The following is a 24178-nucleotide window of genomic DNA, read 5'->3' on the forward strand; positions in this document are numbered from 1 at the left end:
GCTCACCACGAAGACGACTTTTCAGGAACACCCCGACTACACCGCGGCACTGGCGAGCAACCCGGCCGCACGCCGATCGCGCATCGAGGTCCATGCGCGCGGCACCCGGTTCTCCGGCGAACGCGGCTACCCCAAGGGCAGTCCATCCCCCGACCCGGTCACCTACATGACCGACGACGAACTGATCGCCAAGTTCCGCCACAACATCGACGGAGTAGGAGTAGTGGGCGACGCGGACGCGGACGCCGTCATCGAGGCCGTGTACGACCTCGAGAACGTCGACGACATCTCGACAATCCTGAATCGGTTGCAGCCCAATACCGCTGACTGATCGGATCGGTACACAGCGCCGCCCTTGCCGGAGACTGGCGAGGGCGGCGCCGATGTGTCTACCGCTGCCAGCGGCTCCACTTTCTTGCAGCGCCGAGTTCCCTCGGGGTCAATCCGCCCCACACGCCGTGTTGTTCGCCGAAACGGATGGCGTACTGACGGCATTCGTTGATCACCGGGCAGCGTCGGCAGATGTTCTTCGCGATACTCTCGCGCTGAAGTTGCGAATTCCTATTGTCCTCGTCGAGGTAGAAGACGGCGATATCCATGCCGCGGCACCGCGCACGCAGCCGCCATTCCTCCGGGGTGGCTTCCAGTGCGGCGTGCGATGCTGTCACGGGACGCGCTCCGATCGTTCGACGAGTACAGTTAAAACATAATATATTGAATGCCGGAAAGGGGCAGCGGCTCGAGATAACTCCGACGGGACAGACGTTTGTGCGCAGTACTCCTGGCTGCTGCCGGAAGTACTGCGCACATCGGATCGCCTGTGGGTCAGCGGGTGACGCGGAGGCGCTCGCGATCACGCGCCGGGTCGGCGAGAATCAGCGCGAGAACCGCGACGACGGCACCCACGATGCCCAGGCACTGGAACGCCGCCTGGTACCCGTCGATCTTGCTTGCCGAGGCGTCGACGACGATCCCCATCGACCACGGTCCGATGATCCCGCCGATCGCTTGCAACGCGAAGAAGGCGCCGATCACGCCTGCTGTCTGGCGCGGCGGGCACGTCGCGATCACCGCGGCATTGAGCAGCGGGAACACCGCAACGACCAGCCCGTACGCCACCGAGACCGCGCAGACCGCGAGGATCGGGGTCCCCAGGGCCGGCAGGCTGAGCAGGAGCACCCCGGCGACGATGACGCCGACGCACGGCACGACCACGCGGACCAGGCGGATCGACAGGCCGCGGCTGATGCCGCGGTCGCTCAGCCAGGATCCGCCGACGAGCGTCGCGAGCCCGACGAAGCTCGGTGCCGCGAACAACGTGCCCGACTCGAGCCGCGAGTACCCCAGACCCTGCTCGAAGTACGACGGCAACCAGGTGAGCACGACGGTCATGAGTGCGTAGGCGCTCATCGCGATGAGGACGGCGGATACGAAGGTCTTCGATGTGAGCAGCCGCCGCCACGCGACCGCCGGCTCGCTGTCGGTGTCGTCCGTCGGCGTGTGCTTGCCGCCGACGGTGTACGGGCCGGGCCGCCAGGTCAGCAGCCACGGGATGCACCACAGCGTGGTTGCGAAAGCGAGCACGAGGATGGCTGCTCGCCACCCGTACTCGGCCACCACGAGCGCGAGGATCGGGACGACGAGCATTTTGGCCAGCATGCTTCCGCTGATGATGAGTGCGCTCGGCAGACCCCGCTTCGCGGGCGCATGCCATGAATAGGCGGCGGTGTGCAGCAGCGCGGATGTCGGCCCTTCGGTGAGGCCGAGGAGCATCCGGCTCGCCAGCAGCACGGCGAATGTCGACCACACGACCAGCGGCAGCATGACGACGCCCCACAGCACGGCGATGATCGCGATGGACCACCGGAGCGCGAGAACCTTGTTGATCGGCCCGGCGAAGAAGCCGCCGAAGCTGAAGGCGAGGAAGAACATGCTGCCGGTGAAGCCGATCTGCGACGCGCTCAGTCCGAGGTCTTCACTGAGCGGTTGCGCTATGAGGCCGAACACCGCCTTGTCGGACGCATTCATGAGGTACAGCACCACGAGCATTCCTGTGATGCCCCAGGCTGTGAGTTTGCGCGGTTCTGGTGTCGGTTCGGACTTGGGGACTTGCTTGGGCGCGAGGTCGGTCATGAGGTCTTCTTCGGTGTTGTTCACGTAAGGGCGTCCTTCAGTCTTGTCTGCGGGATCACACCGTCGACGCTGTGTGTTATGCATCATATACTATTCACCAATAGATGGACTTGCGCAATGCATCAGGCACTAAACATTGCAGCCTTGCGTGCATAATATATTTCTTCTACAGTGAGGCTACGCACTGCAGCGATCGACGGTCGTACTCGTCGTCGCTCGAGAGAAAGGACGTCACATGCCGGGTCTGTACTTCGAGGAATTCGCACCGGGAATGGTCATCGATCACGAGGTGCGCCGCACCGTGACCGAAACCGACAACGTCCTGTTCAGCACGATGACCTTGAACATGGCGCCGCTCCACCTGGATGCGGAGTACAGCAAAGACTCCATCCACGGGCAGCGTTTGGTGAACAGCCTGTTCCTCCTCGGCCTCGTTGCCGGTATCTCGATGCACGACACCACCTACGGGACAACCCTTGGCAACCTCGGCTTCGACTCGATCAAGTTCCCCAAGCCGGTGTTCCACGGTGACACCATCCACGTGCGCACCGAGATCGTGTCGGCCCGGGAATCGAAGAGTCGCAACGACTCCGGCATCGTCACGTTCCGCCATTACGGCATCAACCAGCGCGACGAGATCGTGTGCGACGCCACCCGCGTCGGCCTGATGCTCAAGAAGTCGGCCGACGCGCAGGCCTGATCGCTCACCCCGACCCGACCACCGACAGCCCCAGACGAGGAGAACACAGACATGGGCGACAGTAGCCGGCCCGAGGAGATGGCCTGGATTCCCGGCCCCGCGGTACGTGAGCGCTCGAGGCTGCTCGCCGCGATGAAGAGCTGGGGATTCGGCGCCGATGCCGCCGCCGTCGCCGAGTTGGGCCGTCGCGCCGTCGCCGACCCCGACTGGTTCTGGCGCGAGGCGCTCGCCGACCTCGACGTCGAGTTCTCGGTTCCGTTCGACCGTGTTCTCGACGAGTCCGACGGCAAGGAATTCCCGAGATGGTTCCCGGGTGGCCGGATCAACGTCGCCGAACTGGCGGCCCTCCGGCACGCCCGTGGTGACCTCGCCGGCAAGACCGCGGTGGTCTACGAGGGCGACGGGGGACAGCGGCGCACGCTGACCTTCGCGGAGCTCGGGTCGGAGGTGAGCCGGTTCGCGGCGCACCTCGCGGGCCTGGGAGTGCGCCGCGGGGATCGGGTGGTGCTGTTCATGCCGGTCGTGCCCGAGGCGGCCGTGGCCTTCCTCGCCATCGCGATGATCGGCGCGGTCGCGGTACCCACGTTCAGTGGTTACGCGCCCGACGCCCTGGTCACGCGACTGCAGGATTCGGACGCCGTGCTCCTGGTGACCGCCGACGGCACGACCCGTCGCGACAAGGTCGTCGAGATGAAGGCGACCGCGGACGCCGCACTGGCGCAGGCGCCGTCGGTCCGCTCCGTCGTGGTGATCCGGCATTTGGGCACCGACGTGCCGATGCAGGCCGGCCGCGACGTCTATTACGACGAACTGCCCGCGGATCCGGACCCTGTCGACGTGGCGGACACCGAGTCGAACGACGCGCTGACGATCGTCTACACGTCCGGCACCACGGGCAGGCCGAAGGGAATCGTGCACTCGCACGGCGGTTTCGCGGCCAAGACCGCGGTCGACTTCGCCTACGGCTTCGACGTGCACGCCGACGACGTGGTCTCCTGGATCACCGACCTCGGCTGGCTCGTGGGCCCGATGCTCATGACCGGCCCGCTGCAGCTCGGCGCGACCATCGTGATGATCGAGGGCCTGCCCACCCATCCCACACCGAATCGTATGTGGGAGATCGTGAACCGCAACGGTGTCACCGTGCAGGGCATCGCACCGACGGCGGCACGCGCACTCAAGGCGGCGGGCGACGGCAGCGCTCCGGCGATGCCGACCCTGAAGACGTTCGTCTCCACCGGAGAGGCATGGGACGAGCCGACCTGGTTCTGGCTGTTCGACGAGGTCGGCGGGCGAGAGCGCGCGATCGTCAACTACAGCGGCGGCACCGAGGTCGGCGGCGGCATCCTCGTCGGCTACCCGTTCCTGCCCGCCGCACCGGCGGCGTTCACCGGACCACTGCCCGGCGTCGATGCCGCCGTGCTCGACGACGACGGCACGCCCGTCGTCGGCCGGATCGGCGAACTCGCGGTGCTCAACACGTTCCCTGGAATGACGCACGCCTTCTGGCAGGACCGGGACCGCTACCTGGACACCTATTGGAGTCGCTGGGACGGCGTCTGGGTGCACGGCGATCTCGCGAGCGTCGATGCTGCCGGCATGTGGCGGATCCACGGCCGCTCGGACGACACGATCAAGCTCTCCGGGCGCCGCGTGGGGCCGGCCGAGATCGAGGCGGCGCTGCTGCGTGACAACCGGATCACGGAGGTCGCGGTGATCGGCGTGCCGGACGAGATGCGCGGTCAGCGTGCGGTGGCGTTCGCGGTTCTGCGTGCCGACGGTGTCGACAACGACGACCTGCAGGCGACGGCGCTGGCGAATGCGGGGAAATCCTTTGCGCCCGAAGTCTATGCGGTGCCGACGCTGCCGAAGACGAAGAACGGAAAGATCATGCGCCGCGCCATCCGGTCGCGGTTCATCGGTGCCCCGATCGGCGACATGTCGTCGCTCGACCCGGCGACGCCGCTCGAGGACATTCCCGTGTACGCGGGCGAAGACTAGGAGTACTGAGATGGCAGATTTCGACACCGAAAGCAACATCGAGATCGTCCGCAAGGCGACTCGCGAGCTGGCACGGAAGTTCGACAACAACTACTGGCTCGACAAGGACAACAAGCACGAATACCCCTGGGATTTCATCAAGGCGTTCGCGGACGGGGGCTGGCTCGGCGCGATGATCCCGGAGGAGTACGGCGGAATCGGCCTGGGTCTCCAGGAGGCCGCGGTGATGATGGGCGAGATCGCCTCCTCCGGCGGCGGTATGAGCGGTGGCTCGGCGATCCACTTCTACGTCTTCCCGCCGGCGCCGATAGTCCGGTACGGCTCGGAGGAGATGAAGAAGAAGTATCTCCCAAAGCTGGCCTCGGGTGAGATGCTCACCGCGTTCGGCATCACCGAGCCGACCGCCGGCGTGGACACGTCCCGTATCAAGACCAAGGCGACCAAGGTCGACGGCGGCTGGGTCATCAACGGCCAGAAGGTGTTCATCACCAACGCTCAGAACGCGCACCGCATCCTGCTGCTTGCCCGCACGTCGCCGCGGCGTGACGACAAGCCGCTGCACGGGATGACGATCTTCTTCGCCGAACTCGACCCCAAGCACGTCACGATCCGCGAGATCGACAAGCTCGGGCGCGCGGCCATCGACACCAACGAACTGTTCATCGACAATCTGTTCGTGGCCGACGAGGACGTGGTCGGCGAGGTCGACAAGGGCTTCTACTACATCATCGACGGACTCAACCCCGAACGCATCGTCGTCGCGATGGAGGGCATCGGCCTCGGTCGCGCGGCGCTCGAGATCGGCACCGAGTACGCGAAGAACCGGGTGGTGTTCGATCGCCCGATCGGCCAGAACCAGGCCGTCGCCCATCCGCTCGCGGACTCGTGGATCCGTCTCGAGGCCGCCGAGCGGATGGCGATGCACGCCGCGAAGCTGTTCGACGACAAGCAGGAGTGCGGGCACGAGGCCGCGGCGGCGAAGTACCTCGGCGCCGAGGCCGGCTTCGAAGCGTGCGACCGGGTGTTCTCGACACTGGGCGGTTACGCGTACGCGAAGGAGTACCACATCGAGCGGCTGTGGCGGGAGGTGCGACTCCTGCGCAACGCGCCGTTCTCGCAGGAGATGGTGCGCAACTACGTCTCGCAGCAGGTGCTCGGCCTGCCGCGGTCGTACTGAGCCCCACTTACGAAGGAGTGTGACGATGACCGGTCCGCTGGCTGGAGTCCGGGCGCTGGTGCTCGCGGGAATGGGTCCGGTGCCGTATGTCTCGATGCTGCTCGCCGACATGGGAGCCGATGTGGTGCGGGTGGTGCGGCCCCCGAACCGGTCGGCCCGCGCCCTCAGCCAGACGGACGGTCTCACCGAGGAAGTCGACGTCGTCAACCGCGGCGTCGACGCGGTGGCCGTCGACCTCAAGGACCCGGCCGGACGTGAGAGTGTGCTGCGCCTGGCCGAAGCCGCGGACGTCTTCATCGAGGGATACCGGCCCGGCGTGACCGAACGGCTCGGGCTCGGACCGGACGAGGTGATGGCACGCAACGATCGCCTCGTCTACGTGCGCTTGACCGGCTACGGACAGACCGGTCCGCGGTCGCGGGACGCCGGACACGACATCAACTACGTGGCGCAGTCCGGCGCGTTGCACGCCATGGCACGGTCCGACAGTGCGCCGCGGCCGCCGATCAACCTGCTCGGTGACTACGCGGCGGGCGGCGCCATGGGCGCGTACGGCATTGCGTGCGCCCTGGTCTCCGCCGCCCGAACGGGGCGGGGGCAGGTGATCGACGCGGCGATGGTCGACGGCGTCGCGGCCCTGACCGCCAAGCTGCAGGGTCTGCGCGCCGCGGGCCTCTACTCGGACGATCCGGGGACGAACTTTCTCGACTCCGGAGCACCGTTCTACGACACCTACCGGTGCGCGGAAGGCGGCTACATCGCCGTCGGCGCGCTCGAACCCGACTTCTACCGGGAGTTCACCTCGCGGCTCGGCCCCGATACCGACGACTGGCCCAACCAGAACGACCGCGCCGCGTGGCCGCATCTGCGCAAGCTCATCGGCGACGCTGTCGAGCGCCGCACCCGCGACGAATGGGAGAAGGTATTCGCGGGTACCGATGCCTGCGTCACCCCGGTGCTCACGTTCGACGAGGCCGCCGTGGATCCCCACAACACCCAGCGCGGCGTGTACCGGACCGTCGGCGGTGTCCTGCATCCGATGCCCGCGCCGCGTTTCAGCGGCACACCCGCTCGCGAACCCGAGACGCCGCGGGTGGGCACGGTCGCGACCGCGGATGTCGCGTCGCGGTGGGACGTCGGCGCCTGACCGAGCTGCCGGCGCACCGATCGACCCGAGAATTTCCCAGGAAGGAAGCAACAGTGACCAGCTACGAGGACTTCACGTCCGTGAAGGTAGACCGCCCGGAAGAAGGCATTCTCCGCATCATGCTGGACGGGCCGAACCTCAACGCGGTGGGCCCGGACGCGCACCGCGAGCTGGCCGACATCTGGCCGGTGATCGGTCTCGACCAGTCGGTGCGCGTCGTGGTCATCCGCGGCGCCGGCGACCGGGCGTTCTCGGCGGGAGGCAGCTTCGATCTCGTCGAGGCCATGATCGGCGACTACTCGTCGCGGACCCGGGTGATGCGTGAGGCACGCGACCTGGTGCGCAACATCATCGAGGTCCCGCAGCCGATCGTCTCCGCAATCAACGGACCGGCCGCCGGTGCCGGCCTCGTGGCCGCGCTGCTCGCCGACATCTCGGTGGCGGGCCGCCGCGCGAAGATCGTCGACGGCCACGTCCGGCTGGGTGTCGCCGCCGGGGATCACGCGGCCATTTGCTGGCCGCTGCTGACGAGCATGGCGAAGGCCAAGTACCACCTGCTCACCAACGAGGTGCTCACCGGCGAGGAGGCGGAGCGGATCGGCATGGTGTCGCTGTGCGTCGACGACGACCAGGTGCAGGACCGGGCGATGGAGATCGCGCGGAAGCTGGCCGCCGGCTCCCGGACCGGGATCCAGGGCACCAAGATGGCGCTCAACGGCTGGTACCGACAGGCCATGCCGATCTTCGACGCCTCGCTGGGCTTGGAGTTCTTCGGTTTCGGTGGTCCGGACGTGGTCGAGGGCGTGTCCTCGTTCCGCGAGAAGAGGGAGCCGAAGTTCACGTGACCGCAACCGAACAACGAACGCAGGGTCCGCTGGCCGGCATCACCGTGGTCGGGCTGGAGCAGGCGATCTCGGCGCCGCTGTGCACGCGCCACCTCGCGGACCTCGGGGCCCGGGTGATCAAGGTGGAGGCCCCTGGCTTCGGCGACTCGACGCGCGCCTACGACTCCGTCGTCGGCGGGATGTCGGCGCACTTCACGTGGCTGAACCACGGCAAGGAGTCGGCGGCGCTGGACCTCAAGTCCGCAACCGACCTGGGCACCTTCCTGAACATTCTCGCCACCGCCGACGTCGTGGTCAGCAACCTCGCGCCCGGCGCGCTCGACCGGTTGGGAATCGGTACCCGGGACCTCTCGCGTGACTACCCGCGGCTGATCGTCGTGGACATCTCCGGCTACGGCAAGGGTGGTCCCCTCGACCACAAGCGGGCCTACGACCTGCTCATCCAGGCGGAGGGCGGCTCCTGCAGCATCACCGGCGCACCGGGGCAGCCGGCCAAGCCGGGCATCCCGGTGGCCGACGTCGGCACGGCGCTGTACGCGTACTCCGCCGTGCTCGCCGCGCTCTACGACCGGGAGCGGACCGGCAGGGGAGCGGTCATCCCGATCGCCATGCTCGACACCGTAGCCGAGATGATGGGGTTCGCCCTCAATCAGGTGATCCACGCCGGCACCGAGCCGGTGCCCGTCGGTATGGGCTCACCGATGATCGCGCCCTACGGCGCGTACCCCACCTCCGACGGGCAGACCGCGGTGCTCGGGACCACAAACGACCGCGAGTGGGGACGCCTCGCCGAGATGATCGGCCGGCCGGAACTCGCCGACGAACCCCGATACGCGCACAACGACACTCGCGTCGAGGCGCGTGACGAGCTGGACGCGGTCGTGGGGGCGTGGTGCGCCGAGCACACGCTTGCGGAGATCCAGAAGACGGCGGACGCCGCGGGGATCGGCAACGCCCGGCTCAACAGCGTGCGCGACCTGGCCGAGCACCCGCAGCTCGTCGAGCGAGGACGGTGGCGCGAGGTGGGTACCCCGTCCGGCCCGGTGCCTGCGCTGCTGCCGCCCGCGGTGGCCGACGGGTGGCCGGTGCGCAGCGGCGCGGTGCCCGCCCTCGGCGCGCACACCGACGCCATCAGGGCCGAATTCGAGTAGGAAGAGGGATCGCACCATGGCTGTTCCTCATTCGTCACGGCACTGGAGCGCGGTCGAATCGCTCACTCCCGGCGACGCTGCGGATCTGCAGAACCGTCGGCTGCGCGAGCAACTCGACTATCTGGCCGCCCGCAGCGACTTCTACAAGGCGAAGTTCGCCGAGCATTCCGTCGACGTCACCCGTGTGCGGACGGTGGAGGACCTCGCGGGGCTGCCGTTCACCGAGAAGCAGGAACTGCGGGACAGCCTGGCGGCCACGCCGCCGCTGGGCAACCACGTCGCGGCGGAGGCCGCCGACATCGTGCAGATCCAGGCGTCGTCGGGCACTACCGGCAGCCCATCCTACGTCGGGTTGACGCGGCGCGACATCGACGTCTGGTCCGAGCTCGGAGCGCGGGCACTGTACGCCAACGGTTTTCGTCCCGGTGACCGGTTGCTTCACGGGTTCGGTATGAGCAAGGGCTTCGTCGGCGGGATCCCCGTCGTGCAGATGGCGCAGTACATGGGCATCGTCGACATTCCGATCGGCGCGGAGGCGGGCGCGGAGCGACTCCTGCGGGTGCAGGCGGACCAGCGGCCCGGTGCGCTGATCGGCACGCCGAACTTTCTGGCGTATCTGGCCGAGCAGGCGCCGGCGATCCTCGGCCTGCGGGCCCGCGATCTGGGTGTGCGCGCGATCAGTGTGGGCGGCGAACCCGGTGGCGGCCTGCCCGCCGTGCGCTGCAAGCTCGAGTCGTTGTGGGGTGCCACATCACGGGAGATGCTGGGCGGCACCGATATCGCCTGCATCTACTGGGGCGAGTGCGAGGCCGGCGACGGAATGCACTTCCTCTCCCCGGACCTGATGGTGGCCGAGCTGATCGATCCGGAGACCGACGAGATGGTCGCGCCCGTGCCCGGCGCGCAGGGTGAGTTGGTGTACACGGCGCTCCGCAGGCAGGCGTCGCCGCTGCTGCGGTTCCGCACCCGCGACCACGTGGTCGTCACCGGCACCGACTGCGCATGCGGCCGCACCGGGTACAAGGTGCGGTGCGTCGGCCGGACCGACGACATGCTGATCGTGCGCGGCATCAACCTCTTTCCGTCCGCGGTCAAGCAATTGGTGTCGGAGCTGACGCCGGCCACCACCGGCGAGATGCGGATCCGCGTCGACTTCGAGGGGCATTCGACCCAGAAGCCGCTCATGCTGGTCGTGGAGTATTCCGACGGACTCGGTACCGAGCAGCAGGACGACCTGCGGTCGTCGATCGAGCAGCGGGTCCGGTCGGCGCTGGGCGTCAAGGCGGCGGTCGAGCTCGTGCCCGAGCGCACCCTCGCGCGACCGGACCACGTCAAGGTGAATCTCATCGAACGGGTGTCGTGACGGAGGCCGTGACGCCGCGCGTCAGTGGACCGCCGCGAACATGAGGCTCTCCTCGTCGGCTTCCTCCGGCGAGAACTCGGCTGCGATGCTGCCCGCGCGTGCTACCAGGACCCGATCGGACAGCGCCTGGATCTCGGGCAGGTAGGACGAGATGACCACCACCGCGACTCCGTCGTCGGCGAGAGCGCGAATCATCGCGTGAATCTCCGGAATCGTGCCCAGATCCACACCGCGGGTCGGCTCGTCGATGATCGCGACCAGCGGCTTGCGGGTCAGTCCCTTGGCGAGTACGACCTTCTGCTGATTTCCGCCGCTCAGCTCCTCGAGGGTGGCCTTGTCGGGTGCGAGGGTGCGAACCTCGAACTGGTCGACGAACCGCTGCGCCACCGTCTTCCGGACACGGGGGCGGAACAGGAACGGCAGGCGGAGTGCGCTGCACAGGTGGCCGAGATAGATGTTGTCCGCGATCGTCAGATGGCTGAAGAAGCCGGACGCCTTGCGGTCCTCGGTGATGTAGACGATGCCGGCCCGCCGCGCGTGCCGCGGTGTTCGGAAGCGGACCGGTTTTCCGTTGAGCTGCACCGTGCCACCGCGGAGGCGACGACGCTTCGTGATGCCGCTGATGATCATCGCGACCTCGCTGCGCCCCGCACCGACCAGCCCGTAGAGGCCGACGATCTCACCCGCGTAGGCGGAGAACGCCATGTTACGCACAGCGGGCAGCAGTGTCAGGTCCTCGACCTGCAGCGTCGGCGTCGGTTCCGGTGTGCGGCCCGGCAGCACGCGTCCCATTTCGACGATGCGGCCCACCATCATCTTGACTACCCGGTCGTGGGTGAACTCCGGCTTCGCCAGGGTCCCCTGGACCACGCCGTCGCGCAGGACGGTGATGCGATCCGCCTGCTCGAACGCCTCGTCGAGCATGTGGGTGATGAAGATGACGCCGATCCCGCGCCGCGCGAGACTCCGCATCGACATGAACAACTGCAACCGTTCTTCGGGTGTCACCGATGCGGTCGGTTCGTCGAGGATCACCAGGTCCGCATTCCGATGGACCGCGCGGGCAATCTCCACCATCTGCTTCTGGCCCACACCGAGTGAACCGGCCGCCACGTCGGGGCGGATGTGGAAGTTGTGCGATTCGAGTAGTTCTCGGGCAATGACATTGAGGTGACCGAGGTTGTTGAACACTTTCTCGTCGCCCATGAATAGATTCTGCGCGACCGTCATCGACTCGACGAGGGACCCTTCTTGGTAGACCATCGCCACACCGGCTTCCACCGATTCGCGCGGTGTCGCGAACGTTCGCTCCCGTCCGGAGATCTCGAGAGTGCCGGTGTCGTGCGCGACCGCGCCCGAGATGATCTTCACCATCGTCGACTTCCCGGCACCGTTCTCACCCAGTACGGCGTGGACCTCGCCCGGGCGGACATCGAAGTCGACTCCGGCGAGCGCGTGGGTTCCGTTGTAGCTCTTGCCGACGTTCGTCAACCGGATCACCGGCGCGGCGGATGAGCCACTCGCTACCTTTGACATCGTTGCCATCCTCATCTGTTGTGCTCTTGTAGGTTCAGCAGATTCCCGTACCCGCACGCCGCGGCGATCACCTGTCCGTCCCGGACGGCGACACCGGTGACGCCGTGACGGTTGCTGTCGACGCGGGCATGGGCGCTCTCGACGACTCTGCCCGTGCGGTCCATGCGGAACACGAGCCCGCAGGAGCGGGCGGGCGCCCAGCTCTTCACGACCCCGAGCACCCGCAGCTGTCCCATCTGCATCGTCTCCGTGAAGGGGTCCTCGCTGTGCAGGCGCGGGACGAACCATTCGTCGCGGCTGATCGTGCCGATCATCTCGGCAAGCACCTCGGGTTCGTCGAGCAGCATCTCCGTGACCCGGTTGCGTACATACGGCGCGGCGAACCAGTAGCCGCCGTCGTCGGCGCTCACCCGACCGGGGTAGATCGGAAGGTTCGCCGTCATCGTGCGCCCCCGGTCGCCGAGTGCCGTGAGTTCGCGCAGTTCGACGCGGTGCTCCAGGCTGATCGACACGAGCACGTCGCGGTCGGAGGCCATACCGATCCCCGACGGCCATGCCAGGCCTTCGGCAACCACCCGTGCCCGGGCCCCGTCCACCCGCACGATCTGTCCGGACCGGTCGCCGGTGACCAGGGCCCGTGCCCACTCCGCGGACTGCCCGGTGGTCGAGCCGACGGCCACGAGCAGGGCGGCGTCGGGAGTCCCCGTCAGCGCGGTCACGCACGAGGTGACCGACGGGTCCGTGCAGATCTCCGCGACCGCACCGGACGGTGAGATCGCACAGAGCCCGCGACCCTCGACCGCAGCGACGACCTCGTCGCCGACGGCCGCGAGGGCCGCGACCCTGCCGGAGAACTCGGCGCGGAGAACAACCTCACCGTCGTGGTAGTCGAACACGACGTTGCCACTGCTGAAAGCCGCAGCGCCGGACCGGGTGATTACCACGTCGTCGGGCTCGTACCGCCCGGGAGGCAAGAGTTCCGTTGCCTCGTCCAACCGGAGATTGGGGCGCAGCCCGGTGTCCATCGGCGGCACGGTGCGGTGCCTGCCCCGATTCGGGTTGATCCATTCTCTGAGGGTGCTCAGGGTCGAACTCATCGGGTGACCTCCTCGGGAGTGCGCGTGCGAGCGGTCCCCGGCACCGCCGAGGGATCGATGGTGCCGACTTCACTCGGGTCGAGTACCAGCCGGCCGATACGGTTGTTGCTGACGCCGCACAGGTACAGCGCACCGTCGCGTTCCTTCGCCGCGGTGACCATCGGATAGTTCTCCATCGACTCGTCCCAGAGCACCGACAGGATCTCGCCGCGGTCACTGAACTTGATCACGCACGAGACGTTGAGCTGTGGCACCACCCAGTTGTCCACGGACACCTCGCGGGTCATCCTGCGGCGGACCGCGGGGTACTTCCCGAGTAGATCGGACATCTGGGTGCGCATGGCGCACAACGGCATCCAGTAGTTGCCATCAGACGACCTGTTGATGTTGTCCGGGTAGCCGGGCAGGTTCTCCAGTACCGGTTCGAGCTGCCCCGTCTTCGGCCCGGAGATCCACAGCCGATCGATGCGACACAAGCCGGTGCTCGCGATGAGGATCGACTCGCCGTCGTGTGCGGTGCAGATGCCGTTGGGGAAGACGTAGTTGGACACGACCACCTCGGTCTTGCCGTCGGGAGTGACTCGGATGACCCGGCCGTTGGGCCGGAACTCGACGAGCTCGAGCAGGAAGTCGGCTGTGTTGGTCCGTGTGGAGAAGTCGGAGGCGTAGATCGAGCCGTCGGGAGCGATGTCGAGATCGTCGATGGCTCGCAGGCCCGAATCGTCGATGAGTGACAGGGGACTGCGCGTGACCTTGTTGGCGACGAGTTCCGGTTCGCCGTCGCTCCCGATGCGGTAGATACCCATGCCACCCACCGCGACGACGAGGCGACCCTCCGCATCCCAGACGTGTCCGCACGGGAATCCGCCGGTGCGGGAGAAGATCTCGCCCTCGGTGTCGTCGATGCCGCGGAACCGCCACACCCAGCCGCGCTGGTCCCCGCAGTACACGTTGCCGTCCGAGTCGACCGCACAGTCCTCCGCTCCCCGGATCTTGCCGAGGCCGACCGGCGGCGCATCGGTGAGCCGCCGGTTCAGCGACCACACGGTGCCCGGTTCGGTGACGTCGACCAGCGGGCCGAGGGACAGGCGGGCCGGATCGATCTTCAGCTTCTCGACCGCCCGCTGCCGGTACTTCCCCCACTGCAGATCGAGGATCGTGAACATCAGCAGCACGGCCGCGAGAATGACAGTGTAGTAGGACCCCTGCGCGCCGTCGGCGACGGTGGCCTGCTGGATGATGGCAACCACGACGACGCCGACCGTCGCGCGGAGCACCGAACCACGCCCGCCCTTCAGGCTCACCCCACCGAGGACGACCGCGGTCAGCACGATGATCTCCCAACCCCGTCCGATATTGGGATCGGTACGACTGAGCCGTGCCGACGTCAGGATCGCAGCTGTGCCGGCCAACGCGCCGGACAGCACATACGTCCAGAAGGTCACGGCGGTAACCGGAATGCCGTTACGACGCGCCGAGCGCCGGTCGGATCCGGTCGCCGTCACCCACCAGCCCCAACGTGAGCGCGTCAGTGCCAGGTGCACGACGATCAGCGCCACCGCGAAGACGAACCACTCGGTGGGGATCCCGATGATCGTGCCGTTGCTGAAGAAGTCCCATACGAGAGACTGCTTGCCGATGCCGATCTGGGTGCTGTACGCGTTCTGCAGTGCGGCTGCCGCCCCGCCGAACGCGATGAGTGTGACGAGGGTGGTGATGAACGGGCGCATCCGCCGATGGGCGATGAGGTACCCGTTGACCGACCCGAGTAACGCCCCGAGCACTATCCCCGCCGGGACGACGACCGCGGTCGGCCACATCCAGACCCGGTCGGCGACCATCGCGCCGAGCGCGCAGACGCCCACCATCGATCCGATCGACAGGTCGATGCCGCCGCCGACGAGGACGACCGTCAGGCCGACTGCGAGCAGGCCCCACTCGGCTACCTCGTCGAGTATCAGCGGTGCGTTGGCCGCGCCGACGTTGGTCGTCGCCAGGACATACACGCACAGTGCGAGTGCCAGCACGAGTGGGACGGCACCCTCCATCCACCGCTTCTCGAACAGGTCGGAGATGGTGCGGAACCGCGGGATACGTTCGGCCGGCCGACCTCCGGTCAGGGGGAAGGCATCGATGCCGCGGCGAAGCGGACCGAAGCCGCTGCGGCGCAAAGTAGTCGATGTTGTCATCAGGTATCGGTCCCTACCGGCTCGTGTAGCAGGCGATCGTGGTCTGGTCGACGTTGCTTCTGTCGACCACTGTGCTCGAGACGTAGGCGACCGAGTTGCCGGCACCGGGCTGTGCGCCGTCGAAGATCAAGTTCTGGGCCGCCGCGGCGCCGGCGGCGCCGATGCCCTGGACGTCGTAGGCCGCCGACGCGGTCACCAGTCCCTGCCTCAGCGCATCGCACCAGTTGCTGTCCGCGTCGAGGGTGTAGACGCCGATCGATCCGGGCTGCACCTGTCCCCGTGACTCCGCGGCCTTGACCGTCTGCCCGACGGTGATCGAATTGAGGTCGAACGTCACCATGAAGCCGCACAGCTCACCCTGCTGCTGTTGGATCACCGACTCGGCGGCCGCTTGAGCCTGCGCATTCTGGAACTGCGAGTGGTTGACGAGAACCTTGTAGCCCAGCGGCTCCACCGCGTCCTTGATGCCCTGATTCCAGAGGATCGACGCCGGGTCGTTGCCGGGACCGTCGATGATCGAGATGGTTTTGGGGGCGTTGCGCTTGTCGCAGTCTTCGACGGCACGGCCCGCGATCGACTGCGCGGCACCGTAGACGTCGACTCCGACGAAGGCGTCTCCGAGCCGGTTGGACATCATGTTGAGCACCACCGTGTAGATGCCGGCCTTCGCCGCCTGGTCGATGACGCTGTCGAGTAGGCCCTGATCCTGGTTCTGGAGGATCAGCACGTCGGCCGCCTTGCGCGCGATCAGATCGTTGATGGTGCTGAGCATTCGGTCGCTACTGAAGTTCGAGTCGTAGACCGTGAAGTCCGCTCCCAGGTTGTCGAACGTTCGCTGCATCGTCGTGCCCCAGTTCTCGGTCAACTGGTAGCCCTTGTAGAGGATCGGCACGAATGCGATCTTCTTGCCCTGCATCGCGTCGAGTGCCGTCTGTCGCGCCGGGAGCAGTTCGACGTTGGTACCGAACGCCTTTTCGCCTCCCTCGGATCGGGTCGCGGCAGTACCGCTGTTGACCGTGCACCCCGCGACGGCGACTGTGGCCGCCACCGCAATGATGCACGCGGCGATCTTCTTCATCGTCTTCATGGTTCTCGATTCCTTCTGCTGGCCGGAAGAGCCTGTGTGAGTGATGTATTTCCGATCGGGTGTCACAGTTCGCCGGATTTCTCGGTCTCCTCGTTCCGCGGGTGCAGCCATGCGTCGAACGCGATCGCCGAGATGAGTACCGCTCCCCGGATGAGGTCCTGGACGGCGGTGCTCAGCCCGTGAAGTATCAACAGGTTGTTGAGGATTCCGACGAATATCGCACCGGCGAGGACACCGAGGATGGTTCCCCGGCCGCCGGACAGCGACACACCGCCGATCACCACCACCGTGAGGGCGGTGAACAGGATCGGGTCGAATGACGTGATGGTCGTCTGCACGCTTCCCTGGATGGACACCGCGACGTAGCCGGCCACGGCGGCGAGCAGTGCCGAGATCGCGTAGGTGAGGATCTGCAGCGGCCGGACCGGGGCGCCCGACGCTCGCGCGGTGTCGAAGTTGTCTCCCATCGCGCGGATCAGGCGTCCCGGGGACGTGTACGAAATGAACAGCCAGGCAATGAGGAAGACTGACCCCGCGATGATCACGGGACGCGGGACCCCGAGCACGGAACCGTTGGCGATCGCTGCGAGTAGCGACGAACCGGGAACGCTGTAGACGTTCTGGGTGAGGACGAGGATGTCGATGCCACCGATCACCAGCATGCCGGTCGCGAGCGTCACGAACAGTGCGGGCACGTTGAGGAAGGCGATGATCACTCCGTTGGCGAGGCCGACGACGACGGCCAGGGCGACCATCAGGCCGATTGCCTGCCACTCGGGCATACCCGTGCTCATCAGTGCCAACGTGGCCTGCGCGCAGCCGAGGCCGATTCCCGCAACGGACAGGTCCAGACCCTTGCCCAGGATCACGATCGCCTCGCCGACGGCGAGGATGCCGAACGCTGCGGACAGACTGAGGATGCTGGTGAGGTTTCCGGTGGTGAGGAAGTTCGTCGTCGTCGCGCCGCCGACCAGTGCCATTAGCACGGTGATGCCGAGGACCAGGTACGCCTGGTCGAAGCCGCCCAGGCGGCCGCGGAGCGTTACTCGGCTCGGCTCGGCCGCCACTGTTGCCGTAGTCATGGGACTCCTGTGTCGATTCGGATATGGGTGTCGACCGCAACGAGGCGGAGGTGGACATATCGAGTTGGTGATCTGCGTCATATGCGTCGAGCCAGTGTGGCGAATGGCATAGTGCGCGTGCATCTGCCTGCGGTCGGATTCTCACTACGACTTATGGACGATCCCCATCTTTCGAGCAGTGTCCAGATATCTGGACACTCGATCGGTTCACGCGCGGGCAGCATGGGTGACGCAGATCACCTGCAGTAAATCCGACAGGAAGGTCCGACCACAGATGAGCAGCACCCCAGACCAGGCAACCATCGAACTTTCGGAGAACTGGGTCAAAGCGTTGGCGAACATCGACCTGTTCCTCGAGATCTGCGTCGAGGACTGCCCCGTGTGGCACAGCGCCGACGACAAGTGGGTCTCGGTGTCCGAGGCCGTCGCCGCCGTGTACGAACGCGCCGGGGGCGGGCCCGTGCCGGACTTCCGCCCCGAGGGCATCACGTTCACCGAAAACGGCTTTTTCAACGAGGCGTCCGTCGAACTGGAGATGGGCGGCCAGGAGGTCAAGTTGCACCTCGTGCAGATCGTCGAGGCGCGTGACGGTAAGGCTGTTCGAGTCCGGGAGTACATCGGCCCGGAGACGGGTATCCAGCCCTGAAATCGCAGTACCCCGACAGACAGTCGCCTGATCGGCGACCGTCTGCCGGGGGCGTGGACTGCGCGCCCGGCATTCGGCCGTCCTGAGGACGTGTGTCACGCATCATATTTGTATATGATGTAGACACCCCGTCTTGGAGTGGTGCCATGAGTATGACTTCCCCAGATACACGACGCAGTGATGTGGAGCTCGACGCAGACGTCACCGCGCAGATTCGCGAGCTGGGTATCGCTGCCGGCGACGTCCTGGACTGCAGCATCTCCGTCGCCGAGTGCTCGCGCGTGTCGTCAGCGAAGCGGCTCCTGGCGCATGTGTGGGACTGCGTGATAGCTGAGATGAACCAGCCCGCGGCGGGCCCCACGCCGCCTCGTCTCGCCGAGCTGACCGGCCTCCTCGGCCGTGTCCGCGACCTGGAGTCGCGGGTCGAGGACGCCCGCGTCGCCGAGGGTGTCGAGACCATGCGGCGGATTCGCCGGGCACTCGGCCGCTTGCAGGTCGCGACGACCGCGAACGAGCTTCTGTCACAGGCCGCGGCCGAGGCGTGCACCATCGGGTTCGATCGCGCGCTCGTCTCCACCATCGGTGATGCGACATGGAACCTGCATTCGATGTTCATCGAGCGGGACCCCCGACTTGCCCGGGACATGGTTGCGGCCGGCCGCCAGGATCCACCGAAGCTCGACGGCTCCATCATCGAGTCGGACGTGGTCGATCGAGCTCGCTCCGGGTTGGTGTTCGACGTTCAGAACAATCCGCGGGTGAATCGGCAACTGGTCTCGATGTCCGGATGCACGTCGTACATCGTGGCTCCGTTGCGTTCGCACGGCAAGGTCATCGGGCTCGTCCACGCCGACAGCCACTATCCGGCTCGCGACGTCGATACCACCGACCGCGCGGTGCTCAACCTTTATGCCGAGGGGTTGAGTCACACGTTGGCGCGAGTCTCGGTTCTGGAGGGACTGACCTCGCTCAGCGAAGGGATGGCCCGGTTGGTGAGTGACGTGAAAATCGCTGCCCCACCGCAGATCACGATGAGCGATCTACGCCATCCCGTGCTGTCGACCCGCGAGGTGGATGTCATCGAGCTCATGGCGGCAGGCGACGCCAATCGATCGATTGCACGAAAACTGTCGATCTCCGAGGGGACCGTCAAGACCCATATCACCCACATCCTGCGTAAGCTCGATGCATCGAATCGTGCTGAAGCCGTGGCCTATTGGCTGAGGCGATGACGTTCGATCACCGCCTCGGCGTCACCTGCCGCGGAAGATGGTCTTGTATTCCAGATAGGCATCCAGGCTCTGGGGGCCCAGTTCGCGTCCGATACCGCTGTTCTTCAGACCTCCGAACGGCGTCTCGATCGGGAGGGTCGACGTGTTCACCCCGACGCTGCCGGTCACGATGCGGCGGGCAACCTCGGTTGCCCGATCGCGATCGGGTGAGAACACTCCGCCGCCCAATCCGTAGTCGGAGTCGTTTGCGATGGCGATCGCCTCGTCGATCGTGTCGTACGGCATCACGACGAGCACCGGCCCGAAGATCTCCTCGCGAGCAATGCGCATGTCGTTTGTGACATTACGGAAGATCGTCGGCTCCACGTAGTAACCGCGATCGAGCTTCTCGGGGCGCCCGCCGCCGATGACGACCTCGGCGCCTTCGGTGCGGCCGAGTTCGATGTACGACTCGACTCGGTCGCGTTGCGTCGCGTTCACGAGCGGTCCGAAGAAGTTGGCCGGGTCGGTCGGATCACCCTGCGGTATGGCGCTCAGTGTCGCGCCGAGCATCTCGACGATCTCGTCGTACCGCGACGAGGGCGCCAGCACTCTGGTCAACGCTCGGCACGTCTGGCCGGTGTTCGGCGCGCACGCGGACATCACCAGGGGTGTGAACGCGTCCAGGTCGACGTCATCGAGCAGAATTCCCGCCGACTTGCCGCCGAGCTCGAGCGTGACGTGCTTGAGTTGCCTGCCGCATTCGGCCGCGATCGCCTTGCCCGCGACCGTCGAGCCGGTGAATGCGACCTTGTGCACGCCCGGGTGTGAGACGAGGGCAGCACCGGTTTCCCGGCCGCCGGTGACGATGTTGACCACGCCATCCGGAATTCCTGCGGCATCGAGGATCTCGGCGAAGACGAGCGCATCCAGAGAGGTCTCCGGTGCGGGCTTGATCACGGCGGTACAGCCGGCGGCCAACGCCGGCCCCAGCTTCCAGGCGATCAACGGTTGCGGTCCGTTCCACGGCGTGATGGCGCCCACCACGCCGACGGGCTCACGGCGCAGCACCGCGTCACCACTCGCGGTCTCGACCAGCTTCTCGGTCTCGAGATCGTCGGCCAACGACGCGAAGTACCGGTAGGCGACCGGAACCTGGCTCTGCATGGCGCGGGAGATGCTGATCGGTGTTCCGTTCTGACGCGTGACCAGCGCCGACATCTCGTCGCTGCGCGCTTCGAAGGCATCGGCCAGACCGCGCAGGTAACCGGCACGCTCGGCCGGTGTGCGCGCTGCCCACTTCTCGCCGGCCTCCGCAGCCGCGGTCACCGCGGCGTCGACGTCGGACGCGTCGCCGTCGGCGATGGACGCGAACTGCTCCTCGGTGGCCGGATTGATCACCGAGATGCGGTCCGCCGAGTGGGTGCGCTCCCGGCGTCCGTTGATGAAATGGTGGTCGTGGTCGCATGTCATGAGGACTCCTGGAATCGGCGTGCTGTCGAGTGTCGTGAGGCGGTCATTCGTGATCGAAGACGACGATCCCCCGGATGTTCCTTCCCGCCTTCATGTCCTCGTATCCCTGATTGATCTCGTCGAGGGTGTACCGGTTCGTCACGAGTTCGTCGAGCAGCAGATTCCCCTGCCGGTAGAGCTCGAGTTGCGCGGGAATGTCGGACGTCGGCCGACTCGCACCGAAGAGCGAACCCTGCAGCCGTTTCTGGCTCAGCGTGAGGTCGTGCAGATTGATGTCCCCGTCCTTGGTGAAGGTGTCGCCGATTCCGACCGGAACACACGTGCCGCCCTTGCGGACCGCAGCGAGTGCCTCGCCGACAATCTTCCCGGTGATCACTCCCACGGTGACGATCGCCGAGTCGGCGCCCTGGCCGTTGGTCAGCGGGGCTGTGATCGCGTTCGCTTCCTCGATCGTCGCGACCGCGTGCGTGGCACCGAACTTCAGTGCGGTGTCTCGTTTGAACGCAACGGGATCGACCGCGATGACGGCACTGGCACCGGCGTGGGCCGCACCCTGGACGGCGTTGATTCCGATGCCGCCGATCCCGACCACGATGACGACGTCGCCGACGCGCACATCGGCCGAGTTGACCGCGGCGCCCCAGCCCGTTCCGACGCCGCACCCGGTGAGGCACGCAACCTCGAGTGGGACTGCCTTGTCGATCTTCACCGCCGATGCGGTCGAGACGATGATGCGTTCGCAGAACGTGCCGAGTCCGGCGAGCTGACCCACCGGCCTGCCGCCCCGAGAGAGCCGGTACGAACCGGGATCGTCGAAACGGCAGCCCGTGGTCAGAAGAGCACCCAGATCGCAGAGATTCTGCAGCCCCCGGGCGCACCACTTGCATCGGCCGCATATCGGCAGGAAGGAGAAGACGACGTGGTCGCCGACCTCGTAGCCGGGCGTGTGGGGGCCGACGGCCTCGACGATGCCTGCACCTTCGTGACCGCCGGCGATGGGAAGGATCCCGGGCGTCTGGTCGCCGGTGGCGAAGTGGTCGTCCGAATGGCAGAGGCCGGCGGCGACCATCCGGACGCGAATCTCGTTCTGGCGCAGTTCGTCGAGGTCCAGTTCGACGATCTCGTATCGTCCCGGGACCTCGAGCAGGACTGCCCCTCGCGTCTTCATGCGCGCACCACCGGTGAGACGGAGGTGCGTTCCCTGATGAGTGTCATCTGCGGCCTTCTGGATCGGCAGGATCCGCTTGCGGATCACGCGGTCGGATAAATGTGACGGTGGCCATACTTTGCGTTCAGTGTGGCTGCCGACGCGGCGTCTGGGAATCCGTCACCGGTCGTATTCCGATACGACCAAAGGACTATTGACGTGACCGTGCCCCGGTCGGGGGCCGGGGCACGGTCACACCGACCGGCAGCCGATCCGGCTATCCGGCCAGGTTCTTCGTGAAGAACTCGGTGAGCTTGTCCGCTGCCTGCGAGACGTACTGGTCGACGTCGTACAGGTCGACGTGGGTGGCGCCGTCGATCTCGAACAGCTCGGCGGTCTCGCCGCCGGCCGCCACCGCGCCCTCACTGAAGCCCTTGGTCTCGGCCTCGGTTCCCGCGATCATCAGCAGCGGCCTGGGCGCGATCTTCGCGACACCGGCGTAGGCGTCGAACTGGTCGAGATGGTCGACGCTGCGCAGCGCGAACTTCCCGATCGATCGCGGGTGCTGTGCGCGCGGAGTCTTGTAGTAGTCGAAGAATTCCGCGACGGCCTTCGGCGTCGACGCGTCCACCGAGTCCGGCAGCACCGGAACCATGGGGATGTCCTCGCCCTTCGCCTCCGCGGTCCGCGCGGCGCCCGCCTGATCCACCAGCTTCGCGAAGGCCTCGGGGTCCGGCACCCGGAAGAAGCAGGTGGCGTCCGCGCCGCTGACGGTGGCGACGGCCTTCATCCGGTGGTCGGTCTGTGCGGCGAACGGCACGTAGCCGCCCGAGGCGCAGATGCCGAGGACACCGATCCGCTCCGGGTCCACGTCGTCGCGGGTGCTCACGTAGGTCACCGCGTTCCGGAAGTCCTCCGCGCGCTGGAACGGATCCTCCAGTCCGCGCGGTTCGCCCTCGCTCTCACCCTGGTACGCGGCATCGAACGCCAGGGTGATGAAACCCTGATCGGCGAGGCGCTGCGCGTACAGTGCCGCAGTCTGCTCCTTGACACCGGTCATGGGATGCCCGACGACGATCGCGGGCAGCCGCCCGGCGGCCTCGGCCGGGGTGTAGAGGTGGCCGGCGAGCTGAAAGCCGCTGCTGTTGAACCGAACATCGGTCTTGGTGGTCATGGTGCCTCCGTGGTGTTTCGAGAATTCCGATCCGCATTCCGAATCGCTCGATACCTAGTCTCGGAGCTCCGGGGAAACCGGGGAAGGGCGACATTTATCCTGGGAACAATCCTTCCCAGGATAATCTGGCGCCCCCGACCTACCCTGGCTGTATGCCCAGTCCGATACACCAGGCACCACACCTACGTGAGCTCGGCGCGTTCCTCAAAACCCGCCGCAGCGAGCTGTCACCGTCCGACGTCGGCCTACCCGACCTCGACCAGCGCCGCCGGGTGAGCGGGCTGCGGCGCGAGGAGGTGGCGCAGCTCGCCGCGATCAGCACCGACTACTACACCCGGATCGAGCAGGGCCGGCTCGTCCCGTCCGAGCAGGTGCTCGCCGCGCTGGTGCGAGCGCTGCAACTCGACTCGGATCAATCCGAGTACCTCGACAGTCTGGCCGATCACGCCACCCACCGGTCCACGCCCCGTCCGGCGGCGCAGTCACGCACCGGTGGCAGCAGGGTACGCCCGCAGGTGCGACGGCTATTGGACCAGCTCACCGACACCCCGGCCATCGTGCTGGGTCCTCGGACCGATATCTTGGCGTGGAATCCCTTGGCCACCAAGGTGTATGCCGATTTCGATGCGATGGCTCCGCACGAGCTGAACTATGTGCGGCTCATCTTCACCGACCCTCGGATGCGGGAGCTGTTCGACGACTGGACGGCGGTCGCGCGGTCCTGTGTGGCGATCCTGCGCCGCGAGGCGGCCATCAACCCGGCCGATCCGGCCCTGTCCGCGCTCGTCGGCGAACTCACGATCGCCGATCGTCAGTTCGGACAATGGTGGGCGGCGCGAAACGTGGCGCGCCAGGACTTCGGCGTCAAGGTGCTCAATCATCCGGTCGTCGGTGAGCTGACCCTCGACTGGGAGATCTTCCGCTACTCCGGCGCGCCCGAGCAGCAATTGGTGCTGAACTCCGCCGAGGACGGTTCGCCGACCCAGGAGCGACTGGCACGGCTGGGCCGGATGTGAACC

The 24178-nt window shown here is 66.7% G+C and carries 20 protein-coding genes and 1 pseudogene; 11 read left to right on the forward strand and 10 right to left on the reverse strand.

All coding sequences use genetic code 11. The annotated features are described in order from the left end of the window. Positions 1-25: 25 nt before the first annotated feature. Positions 26-331 (forward strand): annotated as a pseudogene (locus BLV94_RS51620) (MmgE/PrpD family protein); the annotation flags it as partial. A 58-nt stretch (positions 332-389) separates the two neighbouring features. Here the strand turns inward: BLV94_RS51620 and BLV94_RS30950 are convergent. Next, complete coding sequence (locus tag BLV94_RS30950) at positions 390-668, reverse strand: WhiB family transcriptional regulator (protein ID WP_072944483.1); 279 nt, start codon at positions 666-668, stop codon at positions 390-392. Between the two features lie 157 nt (positions 669-825). Beyond that, complete coding sequence (locus tag BLV94_RS30955; protein WP_083395720.1) at positions 826-2157, reverse strand: MFS transporter; 1332 nt, start codon at positions 2155-2157, stop codon at positions 826-828. Positions 2158-2368: 211 nt separating this feature from the next. On the opposite strand from BLV94_RS30955, the gene BLV94_RS30960 reads away from it, so the two are divergent. The 7 genes from BLV94_RS30960 to BLV94_RS30990 are packed head-to-tail and all read left to right on the forward strand — an operon-like array spanning position 2369 to position 10517. Next, complete coding sequence (locus BLV94_RS30960) at positions 2369-2833, forward strand: MaoC family dehydratase (RefSeq protein ID WP_037229976.1); 465 nt, start codon at positions 2369-2371, stop codon at positions 2831-2833. A gap of 51 nt (positions 2834-2884) precedes the next feature. Next, positions 2885-4834, forward strand: a complete 1950-nt coding sequence (locus BLV94_RS30965) for an AMP-binding protein (RefSeq protein WP_072944484.1) — start codon at positions 2885-2887, stop codon at positions 4832-4834. Positions 4835-4844: 10 nt separating this feature from the next. Further along, complete coding sequence (locus BLV94_RS30970) at positions 4845-6011, forward strand: acyl-CoA dehydrogenase family protein (protein WP_072944485.1); 1167 nt, start codon at positions 4845-4847, stop codon at positions 6009-6011. Between the two features lie 25 nt (positions 6012-6036). After that, the gene (locus tag BLV94_RS30975; RefSeq protein ID WP_072944486.1) at positions 6037-7158 is read left to right on the forward strand and encodes a CaiB/BaiF CoA transferase family protein; all 1122 of its coding nucleotides are present in this window, start codon (positions 6037-6039) and stop codon (positions 7156-7158) included. A gap of 53 nt (positions 7159-7211) precedes the next feature. Further along, complete coding sequence (locus BLV94_RS30980) at positions 7212-8003, forward strand: enoyl-CoA hydratase/isomerase family protein (RefSeq protein WP_072944489.1); 792 nt, start codon at positions 7212-7214, stop codon at positions 8001-8003. Further along, positions 8000-9154 (forward strand): CaiB/BaiF CoA transferase family protein, encoded by a 1155-nt coding sequence (locus BLV94_RS30985; protein ID WP_072944492.1) that lies wholly within the window; start codon positions 8000-8002, stop codon positions 9152-9154. Before BLV94_RS30980 ends, BLV94_RS30985 begins: the two co-directional genes overlap by 4 nt. A 16-nt stretch (positions 9155-9170) precedes the next feature. After that, positions 9171-10517, forward strand: a complete 1347-nt coding sequence (locus BLV94_RS30990) for a phenylacetate--CoA ligase family protein (RefSeq protein ID WP_072944495.1) — start codon at positions 9171-9173, stop codon at positions 10515-10517. 21 nt (positions 10518-10538) lie between these two features. Here the strand turns inward: BLV94_RS30990 and BLV94_RS30995 are convergent, their stop codons facing one another. The 5 genes from BLV94_RS30995 to BLV94_RS31015 all read right to left on the reverse strand — a co-directional run bounded on the left by BLV94_RS30995 (position 10539) and on the right by BLV94_RS31015 (position 17508). After that, on the reverse strand, positions 10539-12053 hold the full coding sequence (locus tag BLV94_RS30995) for a sugar ABC transporter ATP-binding protein (RefSeq protein ID WP_072944497.1): 1515 nt from the start codon (positions 12051-12053) through the stop codon (positions 10539-10541). Between the two features lie 11 nt (positions 12054-12064). Next, positions 12065-13150 carry a hypothetical protein gene (locus BLV94_RS31000; protein WP_072944499.1) on the reverse strand — a complete coding sequence of 362 codons (1086 nt, stop codon included), beginning with the start codon at positions 13148-13150 and terminating at the stop codon, positions 12065-12067. Beyond that, positions 13147-15339, reverse strand: a complete 2193-nt coding sequence (locus BLV94_RS31005; RefSeq protein WP_083395721.1) for an ABC transporter permease — start codon at positions 15337-15339, stop codon at positions 13147-13149. Before BLV94_RS31005 ends, BLV94_RS31000 begins: the two co-directional genes overlap by 4 nt. 13 nt (positions 15340-15352) lie before the next feature. Then, on the reverse strand, positions 15353-16426 hold the full coding sequence (locus BLV94_RS31010; protein ID WP_072944504.1) for a sugar ABC transporter substrate-binding protein: 1074 nt from the start codon (positions 16424-16426) through the stop codon (positions 15353-15355). 62 nt (positions 16427-16488) lie between these two features. After that, positions 16489-17508 carry an ABC transporter permease gene (locus BLV94_RS31015; RefSeq protein WP_167372197.1) on the reverse strand — a complete coding sequence of 340 codons (1020 nt, stop codon included), beginning with the start codon at positions 17506-17508 and terminating at the stop codon, positions 16489-16491. 274 nt (positions 17509-17782) lie between these two features. Between BLV94_RS31015 and BLV94_RS31020 the strand changes: the two genes are divergently transcribed. Further along, positions 17783-18154, forward strand: coding sequence for a nuclear transport factor 2 family protein (locus BLV94_RS31020; protein ID WP_244163699.1), 372 nt, complete (start codon positions 17783-17785; stop codon positions 18152-18154). Between the two features lie 152 nt (positions 18155-18306). Further along, complete coding sequence (locus tag BLV94_RS31025) at positions 18307-19386, forward strand: LuxR C-terminal-related transcriptional regulator (RefSeq protein ID WP_072944509.1); 1080 nt, start codon at positions 18307-18309, stop codon at positions 19384-19386. Between the two features lie 21 nt (positions 19387-19407). On the opposite strand, the gene BLV94_RS31030 is transcribed toward BLV94_RS31025, so the two are convergent. The 3 genes from BLV94_RS31030 to BLV94_RS31040 form a co-directional block, all read right to left on the reverse strand. Then, positions 19408-20838, reverse strand: a complete 1431-nt coding sequence (locus BLV94_RS31030; protein ID WP_072944511.1) for an aldehyde dehydrogenase — start codon at positions 20836-20838, stop codon at positions 19408-19410. A 43-nt stretch (positions 20839-20881) separates the two neighbouring features. Further along, a complete protein-coding gene (locus BLV94_RS31035) occupies positions 20882-22006 on the reverse strand; it encodes an NDMA-dependent alcohol dehydrogenase (protein ID WP_072944614.1) in 1125 nt (374 codons plus the stop codon). Positions 22007-22262: 256 nt separating this feature from the next. Then, the gene (locus BLV94_RS31040; RefSeq protein ID WP_072944513.1) at positions 22263-23159 is read right to left on the reverse strand and encodes an alpha/beta hydrolase; all 897 of its coding nucleotides are present in this window, start codon (positions 23157-23159) and stop codon (positions 22263-22265) included. A 152-nt stretch (positions 23160-23311) separates the two neighbouring features. Here BLV94_RS31040 and BLV94_RS31045 point away from each other — a divergent pair, with 152 nt between their 5' ends. Continuing rightward, the gene (locus BLV94_RS31045) at positions 23312-24175 is read left to right on the forward strand and encodes a helix-turn-helix domain-containing protein (protein ID WP_072944515.1); all 864 of its coding nucleotides are present in this window, start codon (positions 23312-23314) and stop codon (positions 24173-24175) included. The last annotated feature ends 3 nt before the right edge of the window (positions 24176-24178 follow it).

The sequence above is a fragment of the Rhodococcus koreensis genome, from assembly GCF_900105905.1.
GTDB lineage: Bacteria > Actinomycetota > Actinomycetes > Mycobacteriales > Mycobacteriaceae > Rhodococcus_F > Rhodococcus_F koreensis.

Bases quoted from the DNA above. Each gene is read 5' to 3' on its own strand.
- BLV94_RS30960 (WP_037229976.1), top strand. From the start codon at position 2,369: ATGCCGGGTCTGTACTTCGAGGAATTCGCACCGGGAATGGTCATCGAT.
- BLV94_RS30965 (WP_072944484.1), top strand. From the start codon at position 2,885: ATGGGCGACAGTAGCCGGCCCGAGGAGATGGCCTGGATTCCCGGCCCC.
- BLV94_RS30970 (WP_072944485.1), top strand. From the start codon at position 4,845: ATGGCAGATTTCGACACCGAAAGCAACATCGAGATCGTCCGCAAGGCG.
- BLV94_RS30975 (WP_072944486.1), top strand. From the start codon at position 6,037: ATGACCGGTCCGCTGGCTGGAGTCCGGGCGCTGGTGCTCGCGGGAATG.
- BLV94_RS30990 (WP_072944495.1), top strand. From the start codon at position 9,171: ATGGCTGTTCCTCATTCGTCACGGCACTGGAGCGCGGTCGAATCGCTC.
- BLV94_RS30995 (WP_072944497.1), bottom strand. From the start codon at position 12,053: ATGTCAAAGGTAGCGAGTGGCTCATCCGCCGCGCCGGTGATCCGGTTG.
- BLV94_RS31000 (WP_072944499.1), bottom strand. From the start codon at position 13,150: ATGAGTTCGACCCTGAGCACCCTCAGAGAATGGATCAACCCGAATCGG.
- BLV94_RS31005 (WP_083395721.1), bottom strand. From the start codon at position 15,339: ATGACAACATCGACTACTTTGCGCCGCAGCGGCTTCGGTCCGCTTCGC.
- BLV94_RS31010 (WP_072944504.1), bottom strand. From the start codon at position 16,426: ATGAAGACGATGAAGAAGATCGCCGCGTGCATCATTGCGGTGGCGGCC.
- BLV94_RS31015 (WP_167372197.1), bottom strand. From the start codon at position 17,508: ATGACTACGGCAACAGTGGCGGCCGAGCCGAGCCGAGTAACGCTCCGC.
- BLV94_RS31020 (WP_244163699.1), top strand. From the start codon at position 17,783: ATGAGCAGCACCCCAGACCAGGCAACCATCGAACTTTCGGAGAACTGG.
- BLV94_RS31025 (WP_072944509.1), top strand. From the start codon at position 18,307: ATGACTTCCCCAGATACACGACGCAGTGATGTGGAGCTCGACGCAGAC.
- BLV94_RS31030 (WP_072944511.1), bottom strand. From the start codon at position 20,838: ATGACATGCGACCACGACCACCATTTCATCAACGGACGCCGGGAGCGC.
- BLV94_RS31035 (WP_072944614.1), bottom strand. From the start codon at position 22,006: ATGAAGACGCGAGGGGCAGTCCTGCTCGAGGTCCCGGGACGATACGAG.
- BLV94_RS31040 (WP_072944513.1), bottom strand. From the start codon at position 23,159: ATGACCACCAAGACCGATGTTCGGTTCAACAGCAGCGGCTTTCAGCTC.
- BLV94_RS31045 (WP_072944515.1), top strand. From the start codon at position 23,312: ATGCCCAGTCCGATACACCAGGCACCACACCTACGTGAGCTCGGCGCG.